This window comes from Pseudobacter sp. (assembly GCF_051955275.1).
Taxonomy (GTDB): domain Bacteria; phylum Bacteroidota; class Bacteroidia; order Chitinophagales; family Chitinophagaceae; genus Pseudobacter.
The window spans coordinates 17738-30751 of sequence record NZ_JBQCGW010000019.1 but is presented as its reverse complement, the minus strand read 5'-3'; the positions used below and the strand labels follow the sequence as shown (position 1 = coordinate 30751).

The 13014-nt window shown below is 49.7% G+C and carries 7 protein-coding genes; 6 read left to right on the top strand and 1 reads right to left on the bottom strand.

Annotated elements, in window-relative coordinates:
- The first annotated feature begins 45 nt into the window (after positions 1–45).
- From ACTHMC_RS02350 to ACTHMC_RS02325, 6 genes are read left to right on the top strand one after another with little or no spacing between them, the layout of a single operon-like run.
- Positions 46–3285 carry a SusC/RagA family TonB-linked outer membrane protein gene (locus tag ACTHMC_RS02350; RefSeq protein ID WP_440410470.1) on the top strand — a complete coding sequence of 1080 codons (3240 nt, stop codon included), beginning with the start codon at positions 46–48 and terminating at the stop codon, positions 3283–3285.
- A 4-nt stretch (positions 3286–3289) separates the two neighbouring features.
- Entirely contained in the window at positions 3290–4897 is a 1608-nt protein-coding gene (locus tag ACTHMC_RS02345) for a SusD/RagB family nutrient-binding outer membrane lipoprotein (RefSeq protein WP_440410469.1), read from the top strand.
- A 53-nt stretch (positions 4898–4950) separates the two neighbouring features.
- Entirely contained in the window at positions 4951–6537 is a 1587-nt protein-coding gene (locus tag ACTHMC_RS02340) for an aldehyde dehydrogenase (NADP(+)) (RefSeq protein ID WP_440410468.1), read from the top strand.
- 32 nt (positions 6538–6569) lie between these two features.
- Positions 6570–8285, top strand: coding sequence for an IlvD/Edd family dehydratase (locus ACTHMC_RS02335; RefSeq protein ID WP_440410466.1), 1716 nt, complete (start codon positions 6570–6572; stop codon positions 8283–8285).
- A 15-nt stretch (positions 8286–8300) separates the two neighbouring features.
- Positions 8301–9134 (top strand): fumarylacetoacetate hydrolase family protein, encoded by an 834-nt coding sequence (locus ACTHMC_RS02330; RefSeq protein ID WP_440410465.1) that lies wholly within the window; start codon positions 8301–8303, stop codon positions 9132–9134.
- Between the two features lie 42 nt (positions 9135–9176).
- Positions 9177–10490: a gluconate:H+ symporter gene (locus tag ACTHMC_RS02325; protein ID WP_440410464.1), complete on the top strand. Its 1314-nt coding sequence runs from the start codon at positions 9177–9179 to the stop codon at positions 10488–10490.
- Between the two features lie 19 nt (positions 10491–10509).
- Here the strand turns inward: ACTHMC_RS02325 and ACTHMC_RS02320 are convergent, their stop codons facing one another.
- On the bottom strand, positions 10510–12900 hold the full coding sequence (locus ACTHMC_RS02320) for a beta-L-arabinofuranosidase domain-containing protein (protein ID WP_440410463.1): 2391 nt from the start codon (positions 12898–12900) through the stop codon (positions 10510–10512).
- Positions 12901–13014 lie beyond the last annotated feature (114 nt).

Genomic DNA, 13014 nt, shown 5'->3' with positions numbered 1-13014 from the left:
AAAGCCGCACTTAGGGCTACTTTAATTACGAAACAACTTGCTTATATGAAGAAAAAAACCTTACCTGCGTTTTCGCCAGGCAAACCCCGACTGTTTTTTCTTTTTTTACTGCTCATGCTGATCACTGCAGGCGCCAATGCCCAGAAGGTGACAGGTAAAGTACTCGATAATGAAAAGAAGCCTGTTGACGGAGCTACGGTAACTGTAAAAGGTACTTCCAGGGCCACGTCAACAAATGCATCAGGAAGCTTCTCCATCAATGCAGGAGCCAATGATATCCTGATCATAAGTTATATAGGATTTGCCACGCTGGAAGTGCCGGTAAGTGGCAGGAACGATATTTCTATAAGCTTGTTCAAAGGCGACGGAACGGATTACAACGAAGTGATCGTAACCGCCCTTGGTGTCAGAAGAGCATCCAAAAAACTGGGCTACGCCACCACCAATGTCAACCCGGATGAGTTGGTCAAAAACAGGACCGCCAATGTGGGAGAAGCACTGGAAGGCAGAGTGGCAGGCCTCAATATCACTCCTCCGGCGGCAGGTGCAGGAGCCAGTAACCAGATCCGCATCCGCGGACAGGTTGGTTTCTCCGGCGCTGACAACTCCCCCCTCCTGGTTATTAACGGCCTACCTATAGACCAGGGAGCCAGGTTTGCCGAAGGCCGCGATCAATCGCGCGACCGCGGAGACAACCTCGCCAATATCAACCCGGATGATATTGAAAGCATGACCGTACTGAAAGGCGCTGCAGCAGCCGCCCTGTATGGATCAAGGGCAGCGCGCGGAGCCATCATCATCACTACCAAATCCGGTCAGAAAAATCAGGGCATCGGCGTGGACTTCACCTCCAGCTATACCGCCTCAAGAGCACTGAACTTCATGGATGAAATTGTTCAGACCGAATATGGTCAGGGACAGGGCGGACAGAAATTCACCACCGCCGAACAGATCCAAGGCAACGGCCAGTTCGGTTGGGGAGCCAAACTCGATGGCGTGCCCACCATCAACTACGATGGCGTATCGAGGCCCTATTCCGCATACCCTCATCAACTGTTCGATTTCCTGCAAACAGGAACCAACTTTACCAATACACTTGGCTTATCAGGCGGTGGTGCCAATGGCAGTTTCAGGGCATCCATCTCCACCACCAACTCCAAAGGTATTGTGCCTTCCAATGAATACAAGAGAAGGATCTTCAACGTTGGCATCAATCAAACGCTAATTGAAAAACTCAAATTTCTGCTGAACATCAACTACGCAGATGAGGATTATATCAACCCGCCGCAGATAGGCACACAGGGAGATGGCGCTGTCAACTTCTTCAACAGGATGCCCATTTCCACACCCATTGAAGCATACAGGGAACATGCCAAAGATCCCGCCACAGGAGCGGAATGGAAAACAAGCGGTTTCCAGGGCACCGTCAACAATCCTTACTTTGCGTTGCAGAACGGACAGAAATATAAAGAAGACAGGAACCGCTTGCTGGGTACTGCTACCTTACGGTATGATGTGGCCAGCTGGTTATATGCACAGGGCAGGTTCAACTACGACCATAGTGAGAGCTTCGCTGAATGGAACTCACTCAACGGCACAGGTGCCAACACCGTGATCGCCACTACCACTCCTACCATCACCTACAGGGGCAATTACAACCTGAATCAAACCACTACCACAGATATCAATGCAGACTTCCTGCTGGGAACCAGCAACCGCATCGGAGATTTCTCCGTTGATGCCGGTTTTGGTGGCAATACCCTGAGATCTGAATGGAAGAACACCGTTCAAACGGCTACCAACTTCACCGTGCCCAATCTTTACTCTTACAGGAATGGTACCGTAAAAGGCACTAACGATGGGTTCAACTACAGCCAGCAACGCGTGAACTCACTGTATGGCACACTCGATATCGGCTTCAGGAATTTCCTGTACCTCAGCGCTACAGGAAGGAATGACTGGTTTTCCATTTTGCACCCGGATAATAACAGCAAATTCTATTCATCTGTATCGGGAAGTTTTGTATTCTCCGAACTGTTGAAGAACCAGACCTGGCTTTCCTACGGTAAATTAAGGGCCTCCTGGGCACAGGTAGGCAGCGTGGCGCTGGTGAACCCATATGATGGTCAGCTGATCTACGGGCTTGGTGCCAACCTGTTCAATGGTCAGACCCTGGCCAGCGTTAACGGAACAGCAGCTCCCAACCCCTTCTTACAACCCTTTACAGTAACCGAAAAAGAAATAGGGCTCGAAACAAGATTGTTCAACAACAGGCTGATGCTGGACATTGCCGTATTTGACAAAGTGACCACCGACCAGATCATAGATGTGAACCTTTCCACGGCTTCGGGTTATGCCACTTCAAAACAGAACGCAGCCTCCCTGAAGAACAGTGGCCTGGAAACACTGATCGAATATAAACCGGTGCAGAATAAAAATTTCACCTGGACCACCTCCTGGAACAACGCTTATCTCAAAACCAAAGTACTCAATGTAGGTAACCCCAGCGGTTCCATTCTCCTGCTCTATTTCAATGGCACGGGTAATGAGTTCCTGGGCGAGATCAGGTATACGGAAGGGCTAGCCATGAACCAGCTGTATACCAGGACGTACAGAAGGAACGACAAAGGTGAGATCCTCGTAAGCGGCAGCGGTGTAACCATCGGCCGGCCACTTCCCTCCAACGGCAATCTGAAAGGTATCACCACCGGCTTCATTCCGGTAGGAAGCTCCATCCCCAAATTCACTGGTGGATGGAACAATAACTTCACTTACAAGAACCTCAGCCTGGGAGTACATATCGATTATAAATTCGGAGGCACCGTATTGTCTTCCACACTGCTTAACATGACCAGGCAGGGACATAGCAAACTGTCTCTGGAAGGCCGCGAAAACGGATATATTTTCCCCGGCATCGATGAAGTTACCGGCACCGCCAACAAAAATGTGGTCACTGTTGCCAATAATGGGTTACAGAATTTCTGGACAGATTACAGGAACAACCAGATCGGTGACCCTTTCACATTCAAATCTGATTTTGTAAAACTCAGGAACATATCCCTGTCATATAATTTTTCAAACCTTGTCAAAAAAGCCGACTGGTTGAAATTCGTGAAAGGCCTTACCGTATCTGCCTCCTGCCGCAATGCGGCCATTCTCTACAAAGACCTGCCAGGCCTGGATCCTGAAGCCATCCAGTCATCAGGTGATACCAGGGCCGGTTATGAAAATTCGGCATTGCCAACCACACGGAATTACAACCTAACCTTAAATGTCAAATTCTAACGATATGCTGAAAATAATAAACCGATTGATCCTTATCAGCCTGGTTACCTGCTTTGCGGCATGCGACAAGGACTTCGAAGAAATAAATAAAAATCCTTACGGTGTGATTTCCGTTGATCCCGCCCTCCTGTTTGCAGGAGCGCAAAGGAACCATATCGGCACCTGGAATGCGGAACATATCATTGTGCAGCAATTTGTGGTGCCATACAATACAGGCGCCAATGCCGGCTTCAGTTTTTATCAGGATATTGACGGAAACAGCAATACCAAATGGGAACAGTCATACGCCAACACGGGCAATGCCACACTGGCCAATGGGAACGCGCCCCCCGTCAAAAACCTTATCCAGGCTTTGAACCTGCTCGGACCGAACAGCCCCCGAGTGAATTTACAAAGCATCATCCGCATCTGGAAAGCACAGGTGTTCATGGGCCTGGTTGACAACTACGGAGATATTCCTTACTCCGAAGCAGGAAAAGCAGTATCGGATGCTAAGTTCTTTCCCAAATATGATGATGATGCTGCCATCTATGAAGACCTGTACAAGGAGCTCAAAGAATCTATAGCCGCTTTGAACCCCTCTGGTGAGTTCATTTCCGCTGATCTGTTTTACGGTACCAATGCCCAGCCTTCCACCAAAACCGGCAATGCAGCGGACCAGGTGGCAAAATGGAAAAAATTAGGCAACTCTTTATTACTACGATTGGGCATGCGCTACTCCAAGATCAACCCCACAAAAGCAGCCAGTATTGTTTCGGAAGCTTTTACAGGAGGCGTAATGACTTCCAATGCAGATAACGCCTTTGTAAAGAATGATGGAACTGTTTTTGCGCAGCAGGATAACCTCGCCTTGCGCAATTTCTCTCAATTCCATTATGCGGCAGAGCCATTTGTGAACCAGTTGAAGTCCACCGCTGATCCGCGTGCCAAATTCATGATCGCTCAGTATGCCGACCCCGGCGCCATCGCCAATAACCTGAGCCCGGATGTAACACTGGCCAATCAGTTTGGCGCACCTATCGGCGTAACCAGCGATCAGATCCTGGCAACAGGCAGTCCCTACCGGGGAGCCCGCGGATCCGGTCTCAACTACTCCCAGTTCAACGTCAATATCATCGCCGCACCAGGCGTTCCTGAATTCTGGGTCACCTATGCTCAAACCTCCCTGTTGCTGGCTGAAGCTGCTAAGAGAGGATGGATACCGGGTGGCGATGCGCAGGCTAAGACCTATTATGAAAATGCCATCATCGCCGACATGGCAACCTATGCCTTATATCCTGGCACCACTCCCATTTCCAACACAGATGTAAATACATATCTCGCCCATCCTGATGTGGCTTATTCATCTGCTGAGGCACTCGATCTCATCAATACCCAATACTGGATCGTTAATATCAGGAACGGCACAGAAGCTTTCGCCAATTTCAGAAGGACCGGCCTGCCTGCATTAACCCCCAATCCTGTTCCTGGTGCATTGGGCGCGCCCGGATTTGCAAGAAGGCTTTCCTATCCCGACCTGGAAGCGTCCGCCAATACCGCTAATTACAACGAAGCGGCAGCAGCTATAGGTGGCGACAAATTAAGTTCAAGGGTCTTCTGGGACACGCCATAAACAAGTACTGTCAAAAGAGGATATAACGGCATACAATAAACGAAAGAACATCCATGATAAAAGGCGAGCAAATTATAGGGTTCGGATACTCAGCCAGGGGAAAAGAAACTTTTTATTCTTTCGATCCTGCTGAGCAACGTAATACAGAATATCTTTTCCATAAGGCCACACCGGAAGAGATCAACCTGGCAGCAGACAGGGCTGCTGCTGCCTTTCAGGTATACCGGAAAATGGATGGCGCGGAAAAAGCCGTTTTCCTGTCTGCGCTGGCAGAAGCAATTGCAAACAGCGGAGAAGAGCTGATAAAAGTATGCTGTCGCGAAACAGGCCTTCCTCCCGCCAGGATCGAAGGAGAAAGAATGCGAACGGTGAACCAGATAAAAATGTTCGCAACACTGCTGCGGGAAGGGTCCTGGGTAAATGCAAGGATCGATACGGGAGATCCGGACAGAACACCCTTGCCAAAACCCGATATACGTTCCTTACATATTCCCCTTGGTCCGGTAGTGGTGTTTGGCGCCAGCAATTTTCCGCTGGCCTTTTCAGTCGCCGGCGGTGATACCATCTCTGCTTTTGCAGCAGGTTGCACGGTTGTGGTGAAAGCCCATCCCGCCCACCCTGCCACCTCAGCGATAGTGGGTGAACTCATTCAGACCGCCGCGAAAAGTACGGGCATGCCTGATGGAATTTTTTCCTTACTCTTTGATGATGGTATAGAGTCTGGCATTCAACTGGTAAAACATCCGCTCATAAAAGCTGTCGGTTTCACGGGATCCTTCAAAGCCGGCAAGGCATTGTTCGATATTGCAGCAGGCAGACCTGAACCCATTCCTGTTTACGCGGAAATGGGAAGCACCAATCCTGTTTTCATATTACCCGGGGCAGCCAGAGAGAGAGCAGCCGAAATAGCTGCGGCTTATGCTGCTTCAGTAACCGTGGGCGTTGGCCAGTTCTGCACCAATCCTGGATTGATGATCCATCAAAAACAGGAAGATGATCTGCTGCAACTCCTCCGGTCAGCCTTTGAAAGAACCAGCGGTGGCGTGATGCTGACACCCCGGATACTGAACAGCTACAATGCAGGTGTTCAACATCACCTGGCCACCGGCGGTGTTGAACAACTCGCTGTGTCCGCAACCATATCCGGCAATAGTGCAAACCAGGCCGTACCGGTGCTGATGAACACCAGCAGCCAGGTACTGAAAAACAATCCTGCATTAACGGAAGAAGTGTTTGGACCAACCGGCATCGTGGTATCAGCCAGTTCAAAAAATGAAATGCTGAACATTGCCCGCGATCTTGCAGGCCATATCACGGCCACTGTTCATGGCACCGTTGAAGAATTAATTGAATACAAAGAACTGCTTGACCTCCTGGAACAGAAGGCCGGACGGGTTGTTATCAATGGCTTCCCCACCGGTGTGGAAGTAGGCAATGCAATGGTGCACGGAGGTCCGTGGCCTTCCACTACAGACAGCAAAACAACCTCTGTTGGCACAGCAGCCATTTACCGTTTCACCAGACCGGTCTGTTATCAGAATCTGCCTCAACAGCTATTGCCACCGGCATTACAGGATAAAAACACACTAAACATCCACCGCCTGATCAATGGTAACTGGTCTACCGGAGACATCGAATAAATGAAGAAAATGAAACCCTAAAACTATAAGAGATGAGCAGAAAACTAAGAAGCCTCGACTGGTTTGGCAAAGATGATAAGATGGGATTCGTGCACCGCTCATGGTTACGTAACCAGGGTTACCCGGACGACTATTTCCGGGGCCGCCCGGTAATAGGTATCTGCAATACCTGGAGCGAGCTGACCCCCTGCAATGGCCATCTCAGGGATTTCGCGGAAATAGTGAAGCGTGGAGTGATTGAGGCAGGTGGGTTCCCCCTCGAATTCCCCGTAATGTCTTTAGGAGAAACCATCATGAAACCCACCACCATGTTGTTCCGCAACCTGGTGAGCATGGATACGGAAGAAAGCATCCGCGCCAACCCCCTGGATGGCGTGGTGCTGCTGACAGGCTGCGATAAAACCACCCCCAGTACTGTAATGGGAGCCTGCAGCGTGGACCTGCCAACCATTGTTGTTCCGGGAGGTCCTATGTTGAATGGAAGGTTCAAAGGAGAATGCCTTGGCTCGGGTACATTCAACTGGATGGTAAAAGAAAAAAAACTGAATGAGAACTATACTCCGGAAGATATCCTCGAAGCAGAGATCGGTACCGCCAGAAGCCAGGGACATTGCATGAGCATGGGAACCGCCTCCACCATGGCCTGCATGGTGGAAGCACTGGGCCTCACACTGCCAGGCGCAGCATCAATACCAGCAGTGGACGCCAGAAAAAAAGTGATGGCGCAGCTGAGTGGAAGAAGGATCGTGGAAATGGTGAAAGAAGATCTGAAACTCTCGAAGATCCTTACCCGCAAAGCTTTTGAAAATTCTATCGTTATCAATGCCGCCATCGGCGGCTCCACCAATTTCCTCATTCATTTGCAGGCCATCGCCGGAAGGATCGGAGTAACATTGAACCTGGAGGATTTCGATCATATCGGCAGCAGGATTCCTTTACTGGCCAATCTGAAACCTTCCGGTGAATACCTGATGGAAGATTTCTATTATGCCGGCGGATTACCTGTAATTATGAATGAGATGAAAGAATACCTGCACAATGAAATGATAACGGCCAACGGGAGAACGATCGGCGAGAACTACGCCAAAACCGTCTGTTATAACCGGGATGTCATTGCCTCCGTTGACAAGCCCCTGCAGCACAATGCAGGGATCGCTGTGCTGAAAGGGAACTTATGTGAAGATGGGGCCATCATCAAATTATCAGCCGCCTCAAAAGAATTGATCAGGCATCGCGGAAGAGCCGTAGTCTTTGAAACCATGGAAGACTACCATGCACGTATAGACGATCCGGATCTGGATATCGATGAGCATTGTGTGATCGTTCTGAAAACCGTTGGTCCGGTTGGTTATCCGGGCATGCCCGAAGTTGGCAATGTTGACCTGCCGGAAAAATTATTACGCAAAGGCATCACAGATATGATCCGCATCTCAGATGGCAGAATGAGTGGCACCGCCGCTGGCACCGTGATATTGCATGTATCACCCGAGTCGGCCATCGGTGGCACACTGGCGTTTGTACAGAACGGAGATATGATTGAACTGGATGTGGAGCAAAGAAGATTGCACCTGGACGTCAGTGAGGATGAATTACAGGCCAGAAGGGCAGCCTGGGTTCCACCCGCCCCCATGGCTCACAGAGGGTACGTGAAAATTTACATTGATCATGTGCAGCAAGCGCACCTGGGCGCCGACCTGGATATTTTACAGGGTAAATCAGGAGATAGCGTATCGCGGGATTTACACTAAAAACCCCAAAAACAAATGAAACTATATAAAACAAGAAATGGTGTTATAATAGAAAACGAAGACGGATTTTTTGAATTCCAGGTACAGGACTGGGATAATTTCATCAATGACGACAACCTGCTGAAAACAGTTCATGCCTTACTGGCCTCCGGTCATGGTGCCAAAAAAACATCCCTGACCGATTCGGTGATCCTGGCTCCTGTTGGCAGACAGGAACTGTGGGCATGCGGCGTTACTTACCTCCGCAGTAAAGTCGGGCGGCAGGAAGAATCGAAATTATCCGGCGGAGCGGATTTTTATGCAAAGGTCTATGAAGCAGAAAGGCCTGAAGTTTTTTTCAAGGCAACCCCCAACCGCATTGTGGGCACCGGAGATAAAGTGAAGATCCGGAAAGATTCCACCTGGGATGTGCCGGAACCCGAACTGACCCTGGTAGTAACCACATCTGGAAAGATAATCGGATATACCATTGGCAATGATATGAGCAGCAGGAGCATCGAAGGAGAAAACCCACTGTACCTGCCACAGGCTAAAACCTACGATGCCTGTGCAGCCATAGGCCCCTGCATCTATCTTACCGAAGAACCGCTCAATGGCAACACTATGATCCAGCTCGAGATCAACAGGGATAACACGCTTGCCTTCACTGACAGGATCGCCATCAGCCAGATGAAACGGTCCCTGCAGGAACTGGTGGGATATGTGTTCCGTGAATGCACATTTCCCCATGGCTGCCTGATCATGACAGGAACCGGTATCGTTCCGGGAAATGACTTCACCCTGAAATCCGGAGATGAAATTAAAATAACAATTGACTATATTGGTACACTGGTAAATACAGTAGGCTGATAAATACCAATTGTTCATCTTCAGAACGAACCTTGCATCACTATGGAGCTTCTTGTTGTATTTCTTGCCATTTGCCTTCAGATCTTCCTCACTTATAAAAAAGTAAGCCCTTTCCTGTCCCTGCTTTTTGTTGCGATACTATCCGGACTTTTCCTGGGCATGGAACCCATGAAGATCATTGCATCCATGGAGAAAGGCGTTGGTAATACTTTAGGCGGGCTTGCCCTGATCATTTGCCTGGGAGCCATCCTGGGAAAAATACTGGAGATCAGCGGTGCCGCAGAAAGGATTTCGGTTACACTGATCCGTGTGTTCGGACAAAAGAATATCCAGTGGGCCGTTCTGCTCACCGGTTTTCTGATAGGTCTGCCATTGTACTATAATGCAGGATTTGTGATACTGGTACCCCTGGTGTTTTCCATCGCCAGAAAAGCAGGATTACCCCTGTTGTATGTTGCCATCCCCATGGCAGCATCCTTATCCACTACACACTGCTTCCTGCCTCCCCACCCCAGCCCGGTATTCCTGGTGAGATCATTTCAGGCAGACGTTGGAAAAACGCTGGTATATGGACTGATGATCACCATACCGGTAGTGATCGTGGCAGGGCCATTATTGGGCGGACTCATGAAACGCATCAAAGTAAATATTCAAACCTTCTTTTTATCGGAAGAAAAAAATACAGCAAAAGCATTACCGGCGGCAATTCCCAGCTTTCTCATTGGACTGCTGCCCGTTATCCTCATCACCGTTGCAGTGATAGCGGCGGGTTGTATGCCCGACACCATCCTGAGAAAGATCATATTGTTTGCCGGTGATCCTACCATTGCGTTGCTGCTGGCAACTTCCGTTGCGATCTGGTATTTCGGGATCAGGAATGGCAAAACAATGGAAACAGTCATGAAGTGGCTGAATGAAGCTATTGCAGGCATTGCTGTTATATTATTGATCATAACTGCAGGCGGGATCTTTAAACAGGTATTGCAGGACAGTGGCACAGACAGGTACATTGCATCTTTCAGTGAGAAATGGCAAATGCCTCCCCTGGTATTCGCCTGGGTGATCACCGCATTACTGAGAGTAGCCATCGGATCCGCAACCGTTGCAGGTATCACAGCAGCTGGCGTGGTTACGCCACTGGTGGCAGCCGGAGGTGTATCTCCGGAACTGATGGTGCTGGCAGTGGGCGCCGGCAGCGTGTTCGGTTCGCATATCAATGATTCCGGTTTCTGGATGTTCAAAGAATTCTTCAACCTTTCGCTGAAACAGACATTCCTGTCGTGGACCATCATGGAAACCACTATTTCCATCACCGGACTGGCAGGAGTGCTCCTGTTGAACCTGATCATCCGGTAGCCCAGTAGCCTGGCGCTGCTCAGCGTTTCAGCAATCTGACATAATAGATCCTGCCAGCCGTTGAACCCGGTAAGGATTGGAATTTCACCCGCACAAACTCTTTTCCTTTCACCATTGCGGTGGGAATGGGATACTCAATATCGAAGAAGGCCGACTGATTCCACCGGCCGGTATTGTTCTCGGTCGCCAGCCGCTGGTCATCGATCAAAATCTCAAAGCTCCTGTTGCCCCATTCGCTGCCCCAATAGCGCAGCCTCAGCGTCAGTTCCTCCTCTTTTTTTGTTTCCATCTGGTAACTGAAGTAGCCGCCATTGGAAGCCTCACGCCAGAAAGCATCCATGCTATTGCCGGACCGGGAACCTTCCTGCCGGAGTATATGATCCGCTTCCGGTTGCTGCTCACCGGGAGCAATGAAATCAATGGTCCGTTTTTCCAGGGCCAAACGCGCCTGCTCCACGGATGCCAGCGAATCGAGATACCCCTTGTACTGGTCTTTGCTCAATGCCATCCAGTAGATCATATACCGTGAATCGTGAATTCCGTAAAACGGCTCCAGCTCTATCTTTGCAGGGTTGATCATGTTAAGCTCCGGGAATGTGAAATGCAGGGGACGCCCACTTACCGGACGCAATCCGTTTATCACCCGGGCCAGGCTGTCCGTTACCAGGATCGGGGCTTTATCAACCGGTAATTTCTCTCCCCCGGCAATATGCGACCAGCGGCCATCATCGGCTACCAGTCCACTCAGCTTTTCCGTACCTGTTCTGGCCCCCAGTAAAATGGGGCCATGCAGGATGGCCATATACTCGGGAACATTGGGCAACTGCTCTATCGAATTGTGCATGGGCAGGAATACCTGAACAATATCCCCTTTTTTCCATGTTCTGCTGATGGCTACATAAGAAGCAGGATGCTGCGTGAAGCTTACAGACCTTCCGTTTACAAGGATTTTTAACGCCCCCTCCTTCACCCATCCGGGATAACGCACCATCATTGTGAACCGGCCAGAGCCGGAGCGGACCGATAGTCTTGTCTGTTCTGCCGCCGGAAAATCCGTTTCCTGCCTGATCACGATCTTTTTGGCTTTCCAATCCAGTTCCGAAGCCGCAAAAAGATTTACGTACAGGGAATCATGCAGGTGCGTATATATAAGCCTGTTATATTGGCCGTGATTTTCCATGCCGGTACCTACACAGCACCACATCGCCTGGTTGGGAGCGGAATACACCCGGTAATGCCTTGGGCGAAGCGGTGTAAAATAAACATATCCGCCATGAACGGGATGTTGTGTAGAAAGTATATGGTTGTACAGGGTTCTTTCGTAATAATCCATATAAGCTGCGGAAGGAGAAGCGCGAAACAGGTCCTCCGTCAGTTTGAGCATATTGTTGGAATTACAGGACTCCGGTCCTTCCACATCCGTAACCATATCCATACTGGCAGACCTTGCCGGGAAGAATTCCCTCCTGCTGTTGCCACCAAAAGCAACAGTTCGGTTATGCGTGACCGTTTTCCAGAAGAAACTTCCTGCTCTTTTGTAAATACTGTCCTGCGACAATTCACCTATTCGCTGGAACCCCACCGCTTTCGGCACCTGGGTGTTGGCATGTTTGTTATCCAGGTTGTCTGTACCCGCCGCCATCGGGTTCAGCAGCATCTGGTGCGAAAACCGCTTGGCGGCCTTCAGGTATTTTTCATCACCGGTCATCTGGTAAGCATCAGCCATCACTTCATTCATTCCACCATGTTCCGTATCAAGCATCGATTGCATCTGAGCTTCCGTCAATCCGGAAACGATGCCGGTACCCCAATCGCAAAAGGAAAGGAACAACGCTTTGGCTTGCTGGTTGCCGGTGTATAACCAGGCATCACGGAGCCCGGCATAGAGCTTATGCAGGTTATACCAGGGTACCCAGGCGGCCCTGTAAGCCTGGAACTGTCCTTTTTTCAAGGCAGACCAGATGCTGTCGCTGTTTGGTACGCCCCCCACATAACCATAGCCCCAGTCAGGATGACGCCTGTTGTTTTCCTGCTGGCAGGCTTGCAGTTCCGAGATCATATATTCCATGCGCTTTCTGCATGCTGCATCCCCCGTAGCGGAATAGTGCATGGCAAGTGCGGATAAATAATGTCCTCCCACATGCCCATCCAATCCCTCCCAGTTCGGATAACCGGTAGCCCGGGCGGGCAGTCCTGCTTCTTTTCTGAATGGTGCCAGCAGCCTGTCTGTATCATATTCCATCAATACGCGGAGATTAAGGTCCCTGGCTCGTTTGAAAGGTCCATCCAGCAACCGGACATCCTGTAACGGAAAACTGTTCTGATACAAACTATCCTGTGCATGAATACTATGTCCGGCCAGCGGGAACAGGATCAGAAAAAAAAATCTTACACGATTGCAGATATTCATCCTCTTCAATTAAGTGGAGTTGAAACAATTGATCGATGGCAATATAAGTTTACAAAGAATACTCAGCATACAAATACCAAACTTTGAGACAACAGGACCAATCAACCATTCATG

Coding starts and splice junctions, on each gene's coding strand:
- ACTHMC_RS02350 (WP_440410470.1), top strand. CDS start 46: ATGAAGAAAAAAACCTTACCTGCGTTTTCGCCAGGCAAACCCCGACTG.
- ACTHMC_RS02335 (WP_440410466.1), top strand. CDS start 6,570: ATGAGCAGAAAACTAAGAAGCCTCGACTGGTTTGGCAAAGATGATAAG.
- ACTHMC_RS02345 (WP_440410469.1), top strand. CDS start 3,290: ATGCTGAAAATAATAAACCGATTGATCCTTATCAGCCTGGTTACCTGC.
- ACTHMC_RS02325 (WP_440410464.1), top strand. CDS start 9,177: ATGGAGCTTCTTGTTGTATTTCTTGCCATTTGCCTTCAGATCTTCCTC.
- ACTHMC_RS02320 (WP_440410463.1), bottom strand. CDS start 12,900: ATGAATATCTGCAATCGTGTAAGATTTTTTTTTCTGATCCTGTTCCCG.
- ACTHMC_RS02340 (WP_440410468.1), top strand. CDS start 4,951: ATGATAAAAGGCGAGCAAATTATAGGGTTCGGATACTCAGCCAGGGGA.
- ACTHMC_RS02330 (WP_440410465.1), top strand. CDS start 8,301: ATGAAACTATATAAAACAAGAAATGGTGTTATAATAGAAAACGAAGAC.